The organism is Paraburkholderia sp. SOS3 (genome assembly GCF_001922345.1).
Lineage (GTDB): Bacteria > Pseudomonadota > Gammaproteobacteria > Burkholderiales > Burkholderiaceae > Paraburkholderia.
Genome location: NZ_CP018812.1, coordinates 151,228 through 171,055 on the forward strand (window position 1 = coordinate 151,228; position 19,828 = coordinate 171,055).

Genomic DNA, 19,828 nt, shown 5'->3' on the forward strand with positions numbered 1-19,828 from the left:
CTATGAACCTGATGGTCATTCTCGCGATGACGTTCGCCGGTACCCTCGCTTCGATCTGGCTGCTCGCGCGTGCCGGCAGTACCGCGCTCGCGCAGCGCACGCAAAGCGTCGCGCGCGATGTCGAACAGTCGCTCGCGGACGCATTCGTATTCGTGAACCGCCAGCGCGTCGTCGGATGGACCTTGCTTGCAATGCTGCTGTTGCCCTGCCTCGCATTCGTGCTGAGCGGCAGCGCGATCGTTGCGCTGGCAATGCTGCCGGCCGCGCTGACGGTTCCGCGACGCTACCTCAAATGGATGCGGAACAGACGCTTCGCCACGCTCGAACGCCAGTTGCCCGATGCGCTGCTGATGCTGGCGGGCGCGCTGCGCGCCGGTGCGAGCTTTCCGATCGCGCTCGAAAGCACGGTCGCGGAAACCAGCGCGCCGATTTCGCAGGAACTCGAACTGCTGATGCGCGAAATCCGGCTCGGCATCGACCTCGACATCGCGATGCGCAACATCGAAGCGCGCATTCCCGTGCCCGACTTCCTGATGGTCACCGCCGCCGTCACCATTACGCGCGAAGTGGGCGGCAATCTCGCCGAAGCGCTCGAATCGGTCGCAAGAACACTGCAACAGAAGCTGCAAATGGAAGGCAAGATCAGGGCCCTCACGTCGCAAGGCCGTATGCAAGGCATCGTGATGACCTGTCTGCCGCTCTTTCTGATGGCGGTGCTGCGTTTTATGGAGCCGGTCGCCATGGCTCCGCTTTTCAGCGAGCCGATTGGATGGGGCACGCTCGCCGTGATCGCCGTGATGGAATTCCTCGGCTACCAGGCGATTTCCCGTATCACTCGCATCGACGTGTAAATCATGCTCGTCATTTCGATCATCGCCGGCGCGGGCATCACGCTGGCCAGTTTTCTTCTGCTGCGCTCGTTTCGCCATCTGGCGGGCGCGGTGCCGCACGAAGATCGTGCGTGGCTCGATCCGCTGCCGCCATTGCTCAGAGTCGTCTGGCCGCTCGTGAACTTCGTTGCGCACCACGGGGCGCCGCACTTCAGCGCAGCACTTGTCGAGCGCACTGAAATGCAATTGCGCCTGACGTCGCTGTCGTTTCTGATGAACGCCCGGCAATTCATTGCGATGTCGCTGATCTCGGCCTGCAGCGCGGCGCTCGGCGGCTCGTTGCTGGCCGCCGCGGCCGACCTGCTCTGCTGGTGGATGCCTGCCGTCCTCGCCTTGCTCGGGTACGGTTATCCGCGTCTATGGATGCGCGAAGTGCGGCGGCGGCATATCGCCAGGATTCAGCGCCATCTGCCGGTCTATCTCGACTTCCTGACGTTGGCCGTGGAAGCCGGGCTCAACATCAACGGCGCACTGCATAAGGCGGTCGAGAAAGGTCCTGATGGCGCATTGCGCCGCGAGCTGGAACACGTGCTGCGCGATCTGAAATCGGGTTTGAGCCGTACCGATGCACTGCGGCGCTTCGACGAGCGTCAGCGCATCAAGGAAGTCTCGAACCTCGTTGGTGCGATCGTGCAGGCGGAGCGCATGGGTTCGGGCCTTGCAAAGACGCTGCGGTTCCAGTCCGAGCAGCGTCGTGCCGAGCGCTTCCAGCGTGCCGAAAAGCAGGCGATGGAAGCGCCCGTCAAACTCGTGTTCCCGCTGCTGGTCTTTATTTTTCCGGTCACGTTTATCGTCCTCGGCTTTCCGATTGCGATGAAGTTCATTCAGGAGGGCCTGCTTTGAGATCCATGAAAAGTTCTTTTCTGACGATCGATGGGCACGCTTGCGGCATTCGCGTCTCGACCGCTGCGTCGATGCGCGACCGCATGCGCGGACTGCTTGGTCACAAGCGCCTTGCCACCGACGAAGCGCTGCTGCTCGTGCCTTGCCGCTCGGTCCATACATTCGGCATGGGATTTCCGATCGACGTGCTGTTCATCGACCGGCAGTGGCACGTCGTGGCCATTCATCGGTGCGTGCCCCAGGCTCGTATGCTGTTTTGCCTGGGCGCGAAGCGCACGCTCGAGATGTCGGCCGGCATGGCGGACGTGCTATCGATCAAAACCGGCAGCTGCATTGGCCTCGAGGTTTACGCATGAACCGGTGCAAGGTGCGCCCGGCGACGCTGCGCAACACACAGCGGGAATCGCGTTCGTTGCGCGCGCAACAGGGGCAGGCGATCAGCGAATTCGTCGTCATCGCGCCGCTGCTGCTCTTTTTCTGTTTTGCAACGGTGCAGTTCGTGCTGCTGTACCAGGCGAAGGCGACGCTCGATGTCGCGACGCTCGAAGCCGTGCGGGCCGGCGCCGTTTCGCATGGCTCGATGGCCGCGATGCAAGACGGCCTCGCTCGAGGCCTCGCCCCTCTCTATGCACGCCGCGCCGACGGCGACGGCATGCAAGCCGCGCTGCAGCACGCGCAAATCGATGCGGCCCGGTTCAGTTCGATCACGATCGTGAACCCCACGCGCGAAATGAGCTCGGACTTCGCACGACCTCGCTTCTACCCGGCGGAGGGCGTGAGCCACGTCGAGATTCCGAACGACACGCTGATGTATCGCAATCCGTCGCCCGGCATGCGCTCGCACGTCGGCATTCAGGATGCGAACCTGCTCAAGATTCGCGTGCATTACTGCTATGACTTATATGTGCCGCTCGTCAACAAGGTGCTGTACTACGCCGTCAACGTGATCGGCAACGTCGCGCCGAACGGTCTCTTCGCGCGCGAGCCCGCCGACGCGGAAGGCGACGCTTTCGGTGCGCCACGGCGGCCCGATACGCTCTGTCGAATCCGGCTCGCCGACGGTATCGAGACGAGCCGTTGGCCGCTTGCGCTCGAATCGGAAGCCATCGTGCGCATGCAATCGCCATTTCGCGCCGAGGCTGCGCACGACACCGATTTGTCGGCGCGGCCAGCGGACGCCGTCGCGCCGTCGCGCACGCGCAGATGATGCGTCAACGCAGTCGCGCACGAAGCGCGCCGCTTCGTACCAGACTCGCAAGCGCTGCGATAACGGCATGCGCGTCGCTCGCCATCGCGGCGCAAAGCGCGGCAAGCGCGCGCGCCGAGCCACGCAGCGACACGTCGCGCGTCATCATGATGATTGGCGGCGCTGTCGAGGATCAACCAGATGAACGTATCGTTCGCGCCGGCATTGCATCCGACGATGCGCACGAAAGCGTATCGCTCGTCCTTCAGTTCGAAACGCCGCGAAGCGCGACGGGCGTGAAGGATAAGGTCATGGTGCTGCTCCCGCTCGTCGAGGAAGCCGCGCGTGCGGTCGACCTCGACAGCGCATTGCTGATGGCGGTCATCGACGTCGAATCGGCGGGCGATGCGCGCGCGCTGTCAGTGCAAGGCGCGGCAGGGTTGATGCAACTGATGCCGGCGACGGGCCGGCTATACGGTGCTTCGGACCGATTCGACGCGAGGCAGAATATCGCTGCTGGCGCGCGCTTCCTGCGCCGGCTGCTAGCCCGATTCGGCAATCTGGAGCTGGCGCTCGCCGCGTATAACGCCGGCGAGGAAGCCGTGCGCCGCTTCAACGGCAGCATTCCGCCATACCGCGAAACGCAGCAATACGTGCCGCGCGTGATTGAACAATACGAGCGCTACCGGCAGGCAGTGCTGGCCCTACGCACGCAACCGGGTCGGGCGGCTTCCGGCACGCAGCGCTCGCCAACACCGTTCGTCGAAACCGCCGACGCCAGCGCCCGCCGCCGCTGATGCTTCAGCAGCCGTGCATCGGACTTCGGCTGGGCCGCCCCAGCAACTGTTCCATCACCGCGTTGAGGCTTTGCACGACGCTCGCGAAAACCGGCAATATCGCGCGTGCTTTCACCGCGTCGCCGCACAGCGCGGACTGCTCAATCCGCGACGCGAGCCGGACGACATTGCCGCAGCGAATCAGCTTCAGCGACCCATTGAGCCGATGCGCAACCTTGCCGAATTCGGTCCATCGCGCGCCGCGCGCCGCATCGTGGAGCGAGACCAACGCATCGCTGTTCGTATCGATCAGGATACGCATGAACTCGCACGCGATTGCGTCGTCGCCGCAGGCAAGCGTGTCGACTCGCGCTTTCACCGAACGGCGGTCACTCGCGATCAGCACGACCGCGCAGCATCCTTGCACCGTGGTGCCGCCATTGGCGAGCGGCCATGGCAAGCGGTCGACGAACATGCCGTTCAACTCCGCGGCAAGCGTGTCATGCTCGCGGTCCTTCAGAAACGCAAATCGCATGTCGTGGGTATCGGATGAGATGCCCGAACGCGCGAGCGTCGTTCCGATCTGCTGCGGTTCGCATGTCATCAACGCAAGCCGCACCGCCCGCTGGCCGCTTTCCGCGACTTCGCCGCATGCGAACGGTTCGCGGACCGCATCGACGCGCCGCGTCTGCGGCAGATAGCCGCCGGCCGAAACCGCACGTCTTTCGGAGGGCAGCATACGCTCGCCGCATTCGCGATACCGGTCCATCATTGCTGTGTCGATGCGATGCCGCAGCGCCGGGCAAAATCGACAAGATCGACGAGCGTGTCCACGCCGAGCTTCTGCAGGATACGTGTCTTGTGACTGCTAACCGTCTTGTTGCTGATGAACAGCGCCTCGCCGATCAATTTGTTCGACATGCCCTTCGCGAGCATCTGCAAGACAATCAGTTCCTTGTCCGATAGCAGGTCGAGCCTGGCGTGCTCGCTGAACTCTCCGGCCAGCGGTGCAACGATCTTTCCGGACGTCACCGGAAACACGCTATACCCGGACAGGATCGCCTCCACACCGCGCACGATCTCGCTGATATCCTGTGTCTTGCTGACGAAACCCTGCGCGCCGGCGCGCACCGCGCGCTGCACGAAGGTTGGCGTATCGTGGCCCGACAGGATCATGACGCGGATGTGCGGATGCGCAAGCCGCAGACGCGGAATCACGTCGAGACCGTTGATACGCGGGATATCGAGGTCGAGGATCGCGAGGTCGGGCAAATGCTGGCGCGTCAGTTCAACCGCCTCCTGGCCGTTTCCCGCCTCCACCACGTCCTCGATGTTGGCTACCTGCGCCAGATGCGTTTTGATCACGAGACGCAATGCCGGGTGATCGTCCACGATCATAACCATAGTCATGACTTTGTTCTCCAAATTATCTTTTTATCAATCATCCGATCCGACCAGATCGCGATGACACGCTATCCGTAGACCCGAATGTTTATCACGCGCCATCCGGTGGGCGGTCATAAAGATTCATTGCTACCCGCCCGATGCTTTATGCATCACTTATGTGTCACCACTGCGGTCGCCCCTTCATTGTTTCCTACGCCTGCGTTGCCGTTTTCACGAAGGTTCGAGGATAAACAGGTTGACGCGCTCAAAGTCCAGGAAATTTCCCGGCGTGTTGTCGGATTCGTCAGGTATTGAAATTTCGCAGAGCATGAGCACGCGCACAGGAAGCGCGCGAGCAATGCGATCGGAAATGCGGTTCGGCTAGCCGCCGTCTCAGCACGACGCTAGCGAGCGCAACATGGGGAAAGGGAAACGGGCGGCGCAGTGCGCCCGGATGCGCGACTTACGCGCGTACGGCGCGCGCCGCATTGCGGCCGCGCAGCCACTCGAGCGCGAGCAGCAAACAGGTCGAAAAGACGATCAGGATCGTGGCGAGCGCAGCAATGGTCGGGCTGATGTTCTCGCGGATGCCCGTGAACATCTGGCGCGGCAGCGTCGTCTGGTCGGCGCCCGCGAGAAACAGCGTGACGACGACTTCGTCGAACGACGTCGCGAACGCGAACAGCGCGCCTGAGATCACCCCAGGCGCAATGACTGGCAGCGTGATGCGAAAGAACGTCTGCAGCGGATTCGCTCCTAGCGACAGACTCGCGCGCACGAGGTTGAAATTGAATCCCTGCAAGGTAGCCGCGACCGTCGTCACGACGAACGGCACGCCAAGCGCCGCGTGCGCCATGATCAGCCCGGCATACGTGTTCGCGAGCCCGAGCGGTGCAAAGAACAGATACATGCCGACACCGACCACCACGACGGGCACGATCATCGGCGAGATCAGCACCGCCATCAGCAACGCCTTGCCGCGAAAATTCGCTTTCGTGAGGCCAATCGCGGCAAGCGTGCCGAGCACCGTCGCAAGCACGGTTGCCGAAGGCGCGACGATAAAGCTGTTTTTGGCAGCCATCCGCCATTCGTCGGAGGCGATCAGGTTCTGGTACCAGCGCAACGACCAGCCTGGAATCGGATAGACGAGAAACGTGCTCGACGAGAACGACAGCGGCACGATCGCGAGCACCGGCAGCACGAGATACAGCAACGTGAGCACCGCAAGCACGCGCAACGTGAAGTACCACACGCGCTCGATTGGCGACGTGTGCGGCGCGAATATCGGTTTGGCGAATTTCGTCGTCATCGCGGCGGTTTCCCGTGGTTTCCGAGCCTTCAACCGAGGCTGACTTGCGAGCGCGTGAAACGCCCGTAAATCACATACAGCACGAGCGTCGCGGCCAGCAACAGCGCGCCGAGCGCACAGGCCATGCCCCAGTTGATCGTCACGTTCGTGAAGTACGCGACGTAGTAGCTGACCATCTGGTCGTTCGGACCGCCTAGCAATGCAGGCGTGATGTAGTAACCGATCGCGAGAATGAACACGAGCAACGCGCCCGCGCCGACACCCGGGTAGGTTTGCGGCACGTAGACGCGCCAGAATGCCGCGAACGGATGACTGCCGAGCGAAATGGCCGCGCGCTGGTACGAAGGCGGAATCGATTTCATCACGCTGTAGAGCGGCAGAATCATGAACGGCAGCAGAATGTGCGTCATCGAGATATACACGCCGACGCGATTGAACAGCAGCGCAAGCGGATCGTGAATCAGTCCGCTGCCGACCAGCGCCTTGTTGATCAGGCCTTCGTTCTGCAGAATCACGATCCATGCGGCGACGCGCACGAGTATCGACGTCCAGAACGGAATCAGCACGAGGATCATCACGAGATTCGCGCGGCGCTCCGGCAAGGTGGAGATCAAGTATGCGAGCGGATAGCCGAGCAGCAGCGCGCAAAGCGTCACCACGAAGCCGATCGCGAACGTGCGCGCGAACACCGCGAGGTAGATCTGCTGATCGGGATCGGTCGGCATGATGTGCCCGAACGCATCCTGCCGGTGATCGAGCGATGCGAGCAGGTAGAACGGCGAATACAGGCCACCGTTCTTTGCAATCGCGTGCCAGTATCTGACGTCGCCCCAGCGATCGTCGATTTCGAGAATCTTCGCGCGAATCTGCGCGGCCGGCAGCGCGCGGCCCGCGTCGTCGACGAGCGGCATCGCGCGTGCGGTCTTCGCGACGAGCGAACGATAGCCCGGTATTTCGGTGTTGAGCCGTCGCGCGAGCGCGCCCATCGCATCGCCGTCGGCGACCACGGTCAGGTCGGCGGCGAGCGCGGCGTAGGCCGCGTCGCCAGGCGGCGACTTCAGATCCCAGTCGCGCAGCGCGGCGCCTGTGCGCGGCAAGGCCGTGGCGATTTCCGGGTTCTGCACGGCCCGCGTCAGCAACGCGCCGATCGGCACGACAAAAATCAGCAGCAGGAAAATCGCAAGCGGCGCGATCAGCAATAGCGCCATCACGCGCTTGCGCGATTCGGCGGCCTTGAGTTCGCGCTTGAGCCTGCCCGCGGATTCAGGCGTCGAATCCGCGGCGATCGTGATTGTCGTCATGCCTTCAGCCCTTGTCTATTCCGTCATCTACTTCGACGCCCACGACGCAAACCGCTGTTCGAGTTCATCGCCGTGGTCCGTCCAGAACGTCAGATTCTGCAGCACCGCGTTCTTGCCGTTGGTCGGCGAATTCGGCAGATTCGCGAGCGTCTTCGCGTCGAGCGATTTGATCGCCGCCTCGTTCACGGGTCCGTAAGCGATATGCTTTGCGTATTCCTGCTGCGGCTGCGACGAGATTGTGTACGCGATGTACTGCTCGGCCAGCGCCTTGTTCGGCGTGCCCTTCGGCATCGCCCAATAGTCGAGGTCGTAAATGCTGCCGTTCCACACCACCTTCAGATTCTTGCCCTCTTTCTGCGCGGCATCGATGCGGCCGTTATACGCGGTCGACATCACGACGTCGCCGGCCACGAGAAACTGCGGCGGCTGCGCACCCGCTTCCCACCACTGGATATTCGGCTTCAGTTCATCGAGCTTTTTGAACGCACGGTCCTGACCTTCTTTCGTCGCGAGCACCTTGTACACGTCTTTGGGTGGGACGCCATCGGCCATTAGCGCGAACTCGAGGTTGTAGCGTGCGCCTTTGCGCATGCCGCGCTTACCGGGAATTTTCTTTACGTCCCAGAAGTCCGCCCAGCTCGCCGGCGCCGTCTTCAGCTTGTCCGCGTCGTACGCGAGCGCGGTCGACCAGACGAAGATGCCGACACCGCAAGTCTGCGGCGCTTCGGGAATCAGGTCGGACTTCTTCGCAATCTTCGACCAGTCGAGTTTTTCATAGAGGCCTTCGTCGCAGCCGCGGCCGAGGTCGCCCGATTCGACTTCGACGACATCCCAGTTCACGTGCTTCGCCTCGACCATCGCCTTCACTTTGGCCTGCTCGCCGTTGTATTCGACCGCCGTGACCTTCGCGCCGCTCTTCGCTTCGAACGGCTGGTTGAATGCGGCCTTTTGCGCATCGCCATTTGCGCCGCCAAAATTCACTACCGTCAATTCCGCCGCGCCTGCGTGAGCGGCAACGAATACGGCAACGGTTGCCGCGATACCGATCGCAATTGCACTGCGCGCTTGCCCGCTTTTTTTCATGATGACCTCCTCGTTTATTGATAGTCTGCCTGACTGGGTCTTACGTGAATGCGATCAATGGCTTTGTCGCTTGCGGCTGCGTTTGCCGCGCCAATGCGTCATGCGAACACATCGTGTGAACACGTCATGCAAATACGCGCAGATGCTCCGGCGCGAATTCGAGCGCGACCGGCGCGCCTGGTGAGAATCGTTCGATCGCTTCTGTGCCAAGCGGCACCTTGACGAAACATTCGTCCTGTTGCGGCAGCCCACAACGCATCCGCACGTGATCGCCGAAATAGATAAGGCCGCGCGCTTCGCCAGCCAGTGCATTCGGGCCGCGTTGCGAAGCGTTCTGCGCGAGCTTCATGCGTTCGGGACGAATACAGGCGACACCAGGCGTGCCCGCCTGCGCGCCGCCGATATTGCGCCCCACGAGCCGCGTGCCGTCGGCGAGGTGGAATTCGCAGTAGTCGCCGTCGACCTGCGCGATGGTGCCGCGCAAGCGGTTGCTGTCACCAATGAAATTCGCAACGAACTCGTTGCACGGCGATTCGTAGAGACGATCGACCGTGTCGAGTTGTTGCACGATACCTTTGTCGAATACCGCGACGCGGTCCGACATCGTCAACGCCTCGCCCTGGTCGTGCGTCACATAAACGAAGGTCACGCCGAGCTTCTCGTGCAGCGATTTCAGCTCGTACTGCATGTGTTCGCGCAACTGTTTATCGAGCGCGCCGAGCGGCTCGTCCATCAATACGAGCTTCGGTTCGAACACGAGCGCGCGCGCCAGTGCGATGCGCTGCTGCTGACCGCCCGAGAGCTGCGCCGGATAGCGTTTTGCAAAGCTCTCCATGCGCACCATCTGCAATGCGTGATTGACGCGCCCTGCGCGTTCTTCAGGGGAAAGCTTGCGTACGGTCAGCGGATACGCGACGTTCTGCTCGACAGTCAGATGCGGAAAAAGAGCGTAGTTCTGGAACACCATGCCGATGTTGCGCTTGTGCGGTGGCACCGTATTGAGCAACGTGCCGTCTAGCCAGATCTCGCCGCCGGTCGGAAATTCGAAACCCGCGAGCATCATCAGGCAGGTGGTTTTGCCGGAACCGGATGGGCCGAGCAGTGTGAGGAACTCACCCTGATAGATATCCAGATCGAGTTGCTTGACGACGAGCGTTTCGCCGTCATACGTCTTGCGCACGCCTCGAAAACTGACGATCACGTCTGCGGTTTTCATGTGGGCTGTCTCCTTGGCGCAGCGTCCGCCTGGTTGTCCGTAGTGTCTGCGGCTCCGGTCCACCCGATGAGTCTAATCCCGGCGGTGGCTCCTTCGCCAGCGGGGGATTGCATCGATTGCGCGATCCAATATAGCCGGTTACGGTTCCACTTTATGGAACCATTTCATTATTCCGGATAGAACCACTTGGACACGGTCATCCTGTCGGATTGGCTCGCCGTGCGGCTGGCTACGCGCCGCGAGCGCGGCGACGCCGAACCCGCCTATCGACAGCTGCTGCGGCTGCTTCAGCAAGCCATCCTGACGAGTCAACTGCCGCCCGGCACGAAGCTGCCGAGTTCGCGCACGCTCGCGTCCGATCTCGGTATCGCGCGCAACACGGTGCTGCACGTCTATGACCAGCTGACCGCCGAAGGGTATGTGCTATCGACTACCGGCAGCGGCACCTATGTTGCGGATACACGGCCGGACTGCCGGGCGGTCAAGGTGCACAAGGCGGCCGCGGCCGGCGGTTCGGTCGCCGATGCGGCACGGCCAACCGATTTTATGGAATCCGAAGCACGCGACGGCGCAGACGCGGCGCGGCGCACGTCCGACATGGCTCATCCGTCGCGGCCCACGGGCATGCGCGAGCTCTCCGCACGCGGGGGCCGGCTGATCCGCGAGGCCGGTGTGTCGCCGAAACAATGGGGCGCCTTCATGCCCGGCGTGCCCGACGTGTCGGAGTTTCCCGCTCGCACATGGAGCCGCTTGCAGGCGAAAATGTGGAAGCAGACCCACCCCGACCTTCTGACGTATGCGCCCGGCAGCGGCTATCGTCCGCTACGTCGCGCGCTGTCCGACTATCTGCGTGTTGCGCGTTCGGTCAACTGCACACCGGACCAGATCATCATCACGACCGGCATTCATCAGTCGATAGACCTCGCGGTGCGGCTGCTCACCGATGTCGGCGATCGCGCGTGGGTCGAAGATCCGTGCTACTGGGGTGTGCGCAGCGTGCTGCAATCATCCGGGCTCGCGCTTGCGCCGGTGCCGGTCGACGACGAAGGGCTGAACCCGAGCGAATCCGATCTGCGCGCACCGCCGAAACTCGCTCTCGTGACGCCATCGCATCAATATCCGCTCGGCATGGTGATGAGTCTCGCGCGACGCCGCACGCTGCTCGAATACGCGAAGCAGCACGGCGTATGGATTGTCGAAGACGACTACGACAGCGAGTTCCGCTACGGCAGCCGGCCACTCGCTTCGCTGCAGGGCCTCGACGACGCGGGCCGCGTGATCTATGTCGGCAGTCTCGGCAAGATGCTGTTCCCGGGGCTGCGGATCGGCTACATGATCGCGCCCGAAGATCTCGTCGATACGTTCAGGACGGGCGTGGCCGAACTGTATCGCGAGGGGCAATTGATGCAGCAGGCCGTGCTGACCGAATTTATTATGGATGGCTATCTGACTTCGCATGTGCGCCGCATGCGAGCGCTGTACGGCGAGCGGCGCCAGATGCTGATCGACGCCATCACCGCGCGTTTCGGAGACTCGCTGCCTGTCATGGGCGACGAGGCCGGTTTGCACTTCGTGCTCGGCTTGCCGCATCAGGCGAACGATCGCGCCGTGGCGGCGGCGGCGCACGACGCCGGCGTGATCGTGCGGCCGCTTGCCGCGTATTACAGCGGCGAAGCGGCGGCGCAGCGCGGGCTGCTGCTCGGCTATGCGTGCGTGCCGAACGAAAAAATCGGGCCTGCATTCGCACGCCTTGCGCAGGTCATCGAGCAGACTTCATTGCAGGCGCGGCGAAGGTCGCCGCATGCGGCATAAGGGGTTTGGCATAAGGGGTTTGGCATAAGGGGTTTGGCATAAGGGGTTTGGCATAAGGGGTTTGGCATAAAGGCGATGCGGCGCGGCGTGCAGGCGCGCGTCAGCTTGAGAGCGTGACGCGGAAACCCGCCCCAGTGTCCGAGTCGCTTCGGGATTCGCCGCTCGCCGGCGATTCGTTCGACTCGACCCGAGGCGGCAGCGTGCCGTATTCGATCCGTCTGACCCGGTGTGGGTCGCCCGCGCCGGCATCGATATGCGCCTCCTTGAATTCCAGTGCACCTTCCGCGACTTCGCGCGGCGGCATCGACTTGAGCGCGTCAGGCGTATAGCCGAGGCGAGTCGCGACGACGCGCGTATTGAAGTCCACGTTGTCCTGCAGCGACGCCCCCTTGAACCCGCTTGCATCGATCTCGTACAGGTCATAGTAGCCGGGGCCATACTCCGAGTCGCCGAATATGCGCGCGCCTTCAGCGGTCTCGGAAACGATCAGCGCATCGCCTGAAATCATGTTGTCGATGCCGCCGAAATCCGTGGAAGGCGCGAAGCCGCGATGCTCGATCGCGTCGCGCTCGGTGACCGGCGCGGCGCGATAGACGGTCGAGAACGTTTTCTTTTCGAGCATGCCCTTCTGATTCGGGTACATTGCCCGCGACGCCGGCGTGCGAGGGCCGATGTCCGGCCCGGTTCCCGATGACGACGGCGTCGTGTCCATTGGCGACTGCGCATTCGAGTGTGGCGGCGAGGTCGTATCCATCGGCGACTGCACGTTCGAGCGCGGCGGCGAAGTGGTGTCCATCGGCGACTGCGCGTTCGAGCGCGGCGGCGAGGTCGTATCCATCGGCGACTGCGCGCTCGTGGATGCGGCTGCCGGCTCGACACCCGCGGCGGCGCGCGCTTCGCCCGCCCGCTCGCCGGCAATCGCCATATCGAAGCGCAACCCGCCGCCTGGGCGCGACATCGCAGCAACCGAGGCAGCCCCCGCGAATCGCCCGCCCACCATTGGATTGAAGGGTCCACCAGCCGATATCGACAGCAGTACCCCGAAGACGGCGTCTTTCGCCGTTGCCGTTCGCGTCCTGCCTTCAGACGCCGGAACAGCCGCTCCCGCACAGGACGCATCGGACGACATGCCTATGCGCCATTTGTAATGCCGGCATTGGAACTGCGCCCAGCTTTCCGCGTTCGACTGCCATTTGGGTTCGAGGTTGGCGCGTTTCGGTCGCAGCGGCATGGCAGCCGGCCACGTCGCGTGGCCGGATTCGAAGGATAGGCGGGGTATCGTCAAAGCACCGATGTCATTCATATGCGCTCCCATCGTCAAACCGGCCCGCGGCCGGTATGGACGCCATGATAGGCATCTGGAGCGCTCGGTTGACCTGTGTAGATAGCACCTCGCCGGCAGCCGGCCCGCGATAATATCGCGCCGCTATTCCGGTAGATTGCCGTCTTCAAGTGCGCAGCGGCAAACGTCTTATTTCAGCCCGAAATCCACGCGCGTCGTCGGACCCTTATCCTTGATGCCGCTCGCGTCGAGCTTCGGCGCGACGATAAACACGCGGCTACTGTCGATCTTGCCGTCGAAGTATTGCTGCACCGCCTGCGCGCGCCGTTGCGCGAGATTGCGCAAGCTCGCCTCGTTGATCGGCGCATGTTCGGCAAGCGCGTTTTTCATGTCTTCGTCGGGCAGCGTTTTGGTCATGCCGATGAAATTGGACGGCTTCTTGAAGTCGGCATCCTTGTATGCCTTTGTCAGGTACTTCTGGTATTCCTTCGGGTCAACGGTTACGTTCGACGTGTCGACACTCTCGCCGTTGCCGACCACATCCTTGAGCTTCTGCTGTTTGACGAGGCGGTCGACGTAACGCGTACGCAGCGCCGGTTCGTCGACGGCCGGATCGACGCGGCCGATCAGGTCGATGCGCACCGACGGCTTATCCGCCAGTGCTTTCGCGATCGTATCGAGCTTCTGGTCGGCCTCGTCGGAGAGCTTTGCGGAACCCGCGGCGAATTGCACATAGCCGTAGTCTTCGCTGTTGCCGCCGCCGAATGCGTGCGCCAGCAGAGAAAACGGCGCGGTCACGGCCTTTTGCAGCAGGTTCAGCACGGCGCGCCAGATCAACCCGCCGATGCTGAATTCCGGATTATCAAGCGACCCGGACACGGGAATGTCGACGTCGATCTCGCCGCGCGAGTTTTTCAGCAGCGCAATCGCGAGCTTCACGGGCAGCTTCGTCGCGGTGTCGTTTTCGACGTGATCGCCGAAAGTCAGCTGATCGATGAACAGATGGTTGTTCGCGCTTAGCTGATTGTTCTCGAGCGTGTAGTGCAGGTCGACGTTGAGCTTGCCCTTCGTGATCGGATAGCCCGCGTATTTCGCCGAATACGGCGTGAGATTCGTCAGCTCGATGTCGTGCGCGGTTGCGGTCAGGTCGAGCGCGGGCTTCGCGATCAGCGGATTGACCGTGCCGCGAATCGACAGCGGTCCGTTCGCGGCAAGCTTCGCGGCGATATCGACGGGCGCGGGCGTCGTCGATTGCGTGCCGAATGCGCCGACCGTGCCGTGAATCGCCACGAGGTTGGCCGTGTAGTTCGGCTTGACGAAGTTGTCGGTATACGTCACGCGGCCGTTTTGCAGCACCAGCTTTCCGAAGTGCATTTTCACCGGCGCGCTGTTCGAGGCGATTTGTGCGGGATGCGCGTTCTGTGGCCCGCTGGCTCCGGCGGCCGTCGTTTGCGGCGCCGAAGCAGATGGCGGTGCGGCGGCCGTCGCCGCGCTTGCCGTTTGCCCCGTCGCAGGCGTGCTCGCGGCGGCGCTCGCCAGCGCGGCGGCATGCGCGTCGCTTCCCGCGGCTTCGGCCGCGGCGGGCGGCGTCAGCGGAATCGGCTCCTTGCCGTCCTTCTTGTCATCGTGCGTGAGCGAGCGCGATCCACCGTCGCCGGGCTTCGCGACGATGTCGCTCAGGTTCAGCTTGCCCTGCGCATCGAGCAGCACGCGGCCATAGAAATCGGAGAACGTCACGCGCGACGCATCGACGTCGGTGCCGCGCGCGTCGTAGTCGGCCTTCAGATTCGTCAGCGCGAGCGAACGCCAGCCCGCGAACGGACCGGACGTCACCTTGTCGAGCATGCGCACATCGACGAGCGCCGCGTCGCCGCGATACGACGCCTTCAACCCGCCGCCCGATCTGCCGTGACTGGCCGGCTCGTCCGCGAATGCAACGTCGCCTTTGGCGTCGAGCAGCGCGCTGGCGATCGTCGCGTTGAGCTTACTGCCGAAGTACGGCTCGAACGCAGCCGCATCGAGCCGGTTGGCGTCGAGCTTCAGTGCGAGCTTCAGCGGCGATGCGGTCACGTCGCCGCGCACGCCGAGCGTGCCCTTCCGGTTGACTGTCGCCTGCAGGTCGATCGGCAGCGGCCGCGTCAGGTCGTCGCTGATCTGCTGCACCTTCAACTGCAGCGGTGCGAACGCGACCTTGACCGGGCGCGCGGTCGTGTTGTCGGTGAAAGTTGCCGAGCTGTCTTTGAGATTCAGCGCGCCGATCGTGTAATGCCATGCGGGGCCAGCTTCCTGCGCCTTTTTCACCGCATGGATCGCGGTGCGTTCCTGCGCTTGCTGATGTGGCGGCCCCGCAAGCGACAGCAGATTGATCTTGCCGTCCTTCTCGCGCATCGCGTCGATCGACAGACCGGTCGCATCGATGCTGTCGATGTCGGCCTTGCGCGCGCCGACGTCGACGGCTTTCAATGCCACGTGTCCCTTCGCGAGCTCGACCGCCGGTTGTTTCACGCCGGGCGCGGCCAGCTTCAGCGATTGCAGATCGAGCGTGCTCGCTCCCACTTTCAGCGCGAGCGGCGACTGCGCCCAGTTCGCGCTCAGCGCGACGCTTGCGCTCAGCGATCCATCGAGCACCTGCGCGGCGGTGGCCGTGTCGAGATACGGCTGCAGCGGCGGCAGGGACAGCGACTTCAGATCGAGCTTGACGCCGGCGGTCTTCGCGACCATGCCGAAGGTGCCGGACGCGTTCAGCGTGCCGGAGCTGTTCTTCGACGTCAGCCCGAGCGTATAGCGCGCCGGTGTCTTCGCGATCGACGAGAAGTCCGTAAGCGACATGTCGACGTTCGTCAGCGTCGTCGTGACAGGGCGCGACGCGGCGGCGTCGGCGACCTGGATGGTGCCGTCGCTGAGCGTGAAGCGTTTGATCGCGAGATCGAGCGGCGGCGCGGCGGTGGGTTCGGCCGGCGCCGCAGGTGCGCTGGCGGCGGCCGCGGGGGCCGATGCCGATGCCGGGGCCGATGCCGATGCCGATGCCGATGCCGATGCGGCGGCATTGGGCGCGCTTGTCGCGGTGCTTGCCGCAGCGCCTGCTGTGTTGCTTGCCACGGCACTTGCCGGAGCGCTTGCCGCCGCATGCGCCGCCGGCTGCGCGGCAAACATCCGCTGCACGCTCAGCACGCCATCCTTATCGCGCGCCAGATGCGCGGTCGGCGCGTCGATGCGGATGTCGTTGAAGTGATAGACGCTCTTGAGCGGCTCGAGCAGACCGGCGTCGATATGCACCGCGCGCGCCGTGAAGAACGGCGCCTTTTGCGCATCGACCACATCGACGTCCGCGAGATCGCTCGTGCCCGTCACACGCAGTGTCGGCGTATCGCCCGACATGACGAAATTGAGCGTTAGATCGCTCGACAGCTTGCCCGCCTGCACCGTCACCGGCAGCCTGGTCGGCGCGTACGACAGCAGGCGCGGCACATCGAGCCCTTCGAAACGCAGCGACACTTCGGATTCGCGCGACGCCGCGAATGGCTTGGTCTTGCCGTCGATCGCCAGCGGACTGCCGTCGATCCGCATGCGCAACAGCGGCTTGACGAAGATGTCGGTCTTCGACGGCAGCGTCGCGATAAACGGCACGCCAAGCTTCCACTGATCGATGACGTGCTTCTCATTGAGCATCCGGTCGTCGAATGTGATCTGTCCATTTTCGAGGCGGATGTTCGCCACCGAGAACAACGTCGGCTTGCTGTCGGGCTTCGCGGGCTGCTTTGAAAACTTGTCGATCAGATCGCTGAAATTGAAGCGGTTTGCGTCATAACGGACGATATGAAATCGCGGCGAATCGATTTGCACTTCGTTGACGATCGGCGCTGCGCGAAACAGCGACATCCATGAGGGTCGCACGATCAGCCGTTCGATATCGACGAAGTCGCCTGCGCCGCCGCGTTCGCCGATATGAATGCGGTCGGCTTCGAGATTCAGCGTATAGGGATTGAGCGCGATGCGGCCGATCGTGGCAGGACGGTCCAGTTGTTCGGACAGCTGTTGCGCGGCGATATGGCGGATCAGCGGCGGCGCGGCGAAGAAGCCGAGCAGCCCGAACAGCACGATGAAGATCAGTAGACCAATGACGACACGGCGAGTGCGCCGCGCGTGTGCAACGTTGCGTACGGCCTGGAGGGAGGATGAGAGCGTTGCTTTATTGAGGCTTGCCATTCTCGGTCGCGGATCGTGCGGCGGCAAGCCCGCCGCAGTGACGGAAGTCAGCGTTGCCGGAAGTATAAGTCTTGAGCCGCGGCGGCAGAGCAAATGTAAGAACGTTGTTACGCATTGCCCGCGAGCCGCCGCGGCATGAACCGGCGCGCCGCTATTGCCGCACGATCGGCGGCGGCTGCCAGGTGCCGTCGCTCGCCTGCGGTTTTGGCGCATAAAGTCTCATGACCAGCTGGAAGCCTCCGCGCGGCGCGGGCAGCCAGTTCGCGCCCTTGCGCCGCGTCGACGAAACCGTCACGTCGACCGAACCGTCGCGATTGCGACGCAAGCCGCGGCGATCGCCGACCGAGACGTGCGCAGTGTCGCTGTCGTCGAGCGAACCTTCCTTCGTGTACGCGGTGATGGACCAGAACCCGCGCACGGGCGGCCACTGGCCTCTTGCGAAATGGATGACGTAGCGGTTCGCGCCATTGAGCAGGTGCCCGTCGCTGTCGACGGTCGCGGTGGCGCGTACCTCGTCTTCCTTCGTGCCGATGCCGGGCTGCGCGTAGGCGGCGTACGCGCGCAGTCCGTAATCGGGCCCGTAGTTGCCGACACCGTCGCCGAACCAGCTCCAGCCGTTCGCGGCCAGCACATTGGTCGGCGCCGTCTGTACGCGCGCGCGGCCGTCCGCGAGCCCTGCGGCGAGTGCGCTGTCCGCGCCGGGCGGAAACTGCACAGGCTCGTCGGGCTTCACGCCGAAGTCGGCGAGGATGCTGAGCGCATGCGCGTCAGGCGGCGACGGCGGGTTGTCGGGCAGCCATTTCGCGAGGCGATCGAAGAAGCCTTTCGGATCGAGCGCCGCGACCTGCGCGTCGGGCGTACCCGTGACCGGCGTATCGTCGGCAGGATAGCTGCGCGGCGTATCGGCCGGTTCGGCGGCGCCCGTGTAGATGTCGAGCGGCGCGACGCGCATCTCGCGCTGCAGCTTGCGGATCGCGGCGAGGTCGCGCCCGCCGTTCGACTGCACGCGAATGTTGAGCCAGACGTAGCGGGTCGGCACCTCGACGCGCTTCATGCCCTTCGGCAAATCGCCATTCCACCCTTGCGGCACGAACGCGACGGTCTGCGCCTTGATGCCGGTGACGCGCGCGCCGGTTTGCTCGGCCGTCGTGGACCACAGCACGTTGGTCCACATGTCGAGCGCACGCGCATCGACATAGCGGTTGTGCGAGTTGGGCAGCGACACGACGACCGGCTGCGCGGACACGTCGAGCCACGCGGACGAATCGATCGTGTCGACGCTCGGCGTCGGCCGGTTCGCCGCGCCGACAGGCGGCAGCGCCTGCGCGTGACGCAGCGTGTTGAGCGGCGCCTGGCCCGGCCCGGTGCCGACCGCCGCGTCGCGCGCGACGCCCATCAGCACGAGCGGATAAGCAAACACATAGGAGTCGGCGACTTCGTCCTGAGTCCAGCCGGTCGGCTTCGGCTTCGAAATCGGCGAGGAACTGCAACCGGCCAGCAAGACGGCGGCTGTCAGCGAAACGCAAATGGCATAGCGCGAATAAAAAGGTAAAGGCGGGAGCACATGCGGCGGCACATTGAGCCGCGAATTCAGCGAATCGGGTTCTTGGCGATTTTTTGTCATTCGACGAACAGGCGTCCGTAAGGTTACGTCGGTCAGGACGTGCGGGTCGCCGGGTCCGGCCCGCCGCGCGCCCGCCGCGTTTTCCTGATTCTGTGGATTATGTAGACGCGTTGTATCGTATCCGTGACATACAGGCAAGCATATCCGCGACAAGCACGGGCACAGCCGCCATTTTCGCGTTACGTTTGCGCTTTTCCGCATTTTTCTGCGGGATCGTTTCAATGATGGGAGCGACCTTATGTACATGCCCGCGCATTTCGAAGAGCAGCGCTCCGACGTGCTGCACCGGCTGATCGACGCCAATCCGCTTGGCGCGCTCGTCACGGTGGGACCGCACGGGCTCGACGCGAACCATCTGCCGTTCGAGTTCGATCCGGCGAGCGGTGCGCACGGCACGCTGCGCGCGCATGTCGCGCGCGCGAATCCGGTGTGGCGCGAGGTGGCCGAACGGCCCGATGCGCTCGTCATTTTCCAGGGACCGACCGCGTATATCTCGCCGAACTGGTATCCGAGCAAACACGCAGCACACCGGCAGGTGCCGACCTACAACTATATGGTCGTGCATGCGCATGGCCGCGTCGCCGTACGCGACGACGAACGCTTCGTGCGCGGACTGGTCGCGCGGCTTACGCGCAAGATGGAAGCGAGCGAGCCCGCGCCATGGAAGATGGGCGATGCGCCTGAAGACTTCATTTCGCAGATGCTCGCGGCGATTGTCGGGATCGAGATCGAGGTGACGCGGCTAGTGGGGAAATGGAAGCTGGGGCAGAACAAGGAATCGGCCGACCGGCAGGGAGCGCTCGATGCGCTGCGCGAGCGCGGCAGCGACGCGCAGCTTGGGGTGTCGGTGGCAATGGAGCGGACGTTGCCGAAGGGGTGAAGAATTTCTTGACCTTCCCATCATTGGAACGTCG

General features: G+C 63.6%; 16 protein-coding genes. 7 read left to right on the plus strand and 9 right to left on the minus strand.

The window, feature by feature from the left end; translation table 11 throughout:
* Positions 1-2: 2 nt before the first annotated feature.
* From BTO02_RS20740 to BTO02_RS35195, 5 genes are all read left to right on the plus strand, one after another.
* The gene (locus BTO02_RS20740) at positions 3-851 is read left to right on the plus strand and encodes a type II secretion system F family protein (RefSeq protein WP_075159149.1); all 849 of its coding nucleotides are present in this window, start codon (positions 3-5) and stop codon (positions 849-851) included.
* A gap of 3 nt (positions 852-854) precedes the next feature.
* On the plus strand, positions 855-1,733 hold the full coding sequence (locus BTO02_RS20745; protein ID WP_156883931.1) for a type II secretion system F family protein: 879 nt from the start codon (positions 855-857) through the stop codon (positions 1,731-1,733).
* A 5-nt stretch (positions 1,734-1,738) separates the two neighbouring features.
* Positions 1,739-2,089 (plus strand): DUF192 domain-containing protein, encoded by a 351-nt coding sequence (locus BTO02_RS20750; RefSeq protein ID WP_075159151.1) that lies wholly within the window; start codon positions 1,739-1,741, stop codon positions 2,087-2,089.
* Positions 2,086-2,940 (plus strand): TadE/TadG family type IV pilus assembly protein, encoded by an 855-nt coding sequence (locus BTO02_RS20755; RefSeq protein WP_083615288.1) that lies wholly within the window; start codon positions 2,086-2,088, stop codon positions 2,938-2,940. The genes BTO02_RS20750 and BTO02_RS20755 overlap by 4 nt, the downstream gene beginning before the upstream one ends.
* A 290-nt stretch (positions 2,941-3,230) precedes the next feature.
* Positions 3,231-3,716, plus strand: coding sequence for a lytic transglycosylase domain-containing protein (locus BTO02_RS35195; RefSeq protein WP_232243623.1), 486 nt, complete (start codon positions 3,231-3,233; stop codon positions 3,714-3,716).
* 4 nt (positions 3,717-3,720) lie between these two features.
* Here BTO02_RS35195 and BTO02_RS20765 read toward each other — a convergent pair whose 3' ends face one another.
* The 6 genes from BTO02_RS20765 to BTO02_RS20790 all read right to left on the minus strand — a co-directional run bounded on the left by BTO02_RS20765 (position 3,721) and on the right by BTO02_RS20790 (position 9,990).
* Positions 3,721-4,434, minus strand: coding sequence for a hypothetical protein (locus BTO02_RS20765; protein WP_156883933.1), 714 nt, complete (start codon positions 4,432-4,434; stop codon positions 3,721-3,723).
* A 29-nt stretch (positions 4,435-4,463) separates the two neighbouring features.
* The gene (locus BTO02_RS20770; RefSeq protein WP_075159154.1) at positions 4,464-5,105 is read right to left on the minus strand and encodes a response regulator transcription factor; all 642 of its coding nucleotides are present in this window, start codon (positions 5,103-5,105) and stop codon (positions 4,464-4,466) included.
* 439 nt (positions 5,106-5,544) lie between these two features.
* A complete protein-coding gene (locus BTO02_RS20775) occupies positions 5,545-6,390 on the minus strand; it encodes an ABC transporter permease (protein ID WP_075159155.1) in 846 nt (281 codons plus the stop codon).
* Between the two features lie 29 nt (positions 6,391-6,419).
* Positions 6,420-7,682 carry an ABC transporter permease gene (locus BTO02_RS20780; RefSeq protein ID WP_442953519.1) on the minus strand — a complete coding sequence of 421 codons (1,263 nt, stop codon included), beginning with the start codon at positions 7,680-7,682 and terminating at the stop codon, positions 6,420-6,422.
* Positions 7,683-7,718: 36 nt separating this feature from the next.
* Positions 7,719-8,774 (minus strand): ABC transporter substrate-binding protein, encoded by a 1,056-nt coding sequence (locus BTO02_RS20785; protein ID WP_075159157.1) that lies wholly within the window; start codon positions 8,772-8,774, stop codon positions 7,719-7,721.
* Positions 8,775-8,898: 124 nt separating this feature from the next.
* On the minus strand, positions 8,899-9,990 hold the full coding sequence (locus tag BTO02_RS20790; protein WP_075159158.1) for an ABC transporter ATP-binding protein: 1,092 nt from the start codon (positions 9,988-9,990) through the stop codon (positions 8,899-8,901).
* Positions 9,991-10,176: 186 nt separating this feature from the next.
* Here BTO02_RS20790 and pdxR point away from each other — a divergent pair, with 186 nt between their 5' ends.
* Positions 10,177-11,802 carry a MocR-like pyridoxine biosynthesis transcription factor PdxR gene (pdxR, locus tag BTO02_RS20795; RefSeq protein ID WP_075159159.1) on the plus strand — a complete coding sequence of 542 codons (1,626 nt, stop codon included), beginning with the start codon at positions 10,177-10,179 and terminating at the stop codon, positions 11,800-11,802.
* Positions 11,803-11,902: 100 nt separating this feature from the next.
* Here pdxR and BTO02_RS20800 read toward each other — a convergent pair whose 3' ends face one another.
* From BTO02_RS20800 to BTO02_RS20810, 3 genes are all read right to left on the minus strand, one after another.
* On the minus strand, positions 11,903-12,760 hold the full coding sequence (locus BTO02_RS20800; protein WP_075159160.1) for a hypothetical protein: 858 nt from the start codon (positions 12,758-12,760) through the stop codon (positions 11,903-11,905).
* Positions 12,761-13,273: 513 nt separating this feature from the next.
* Positions 13,274-17,290, minus strand: coding sequence for a DUF748 domain-containing protein (locus BTO02_RS20805; RefSeq protein WP_075159161.1), 4,017 nt, complete (start codon positions 17,288-17,290; stop codon positions 13,274-13,276).
* Between the two features lie 151 nt (positions 17,291-17,441).
* Positions 17,442-18,914: a DUF1254 domain-containing protein gene (locus BTO02_RS20810; RefSeq protein ID WP_083615290.1), complete on the minus strand. Its 1,473-nt coding sequence runs from the start codon at positions 18,912-18,914 to the stop codon at positions 17,442-17,444.
* Between the two features lie 238 nt (positions 18,915-19,152).
* On the opposite strand from BTO02_RS20810, the gene BTO02_RS20815 reads away from it, so the two are divergent.
* Positions 19,153-19,794, plus strand: a complete 642-nt coding sequence (locus tag BTO02_RS20815; RefSeq protein WP_075159162.1) for an FMN-binding negative transcriptional regulator — start codon at positions 19,153-19,155, stop codon at positions 19,792-19,794.
* Positions 19,795-19,828: the final 34 nt, after the last annotated feature.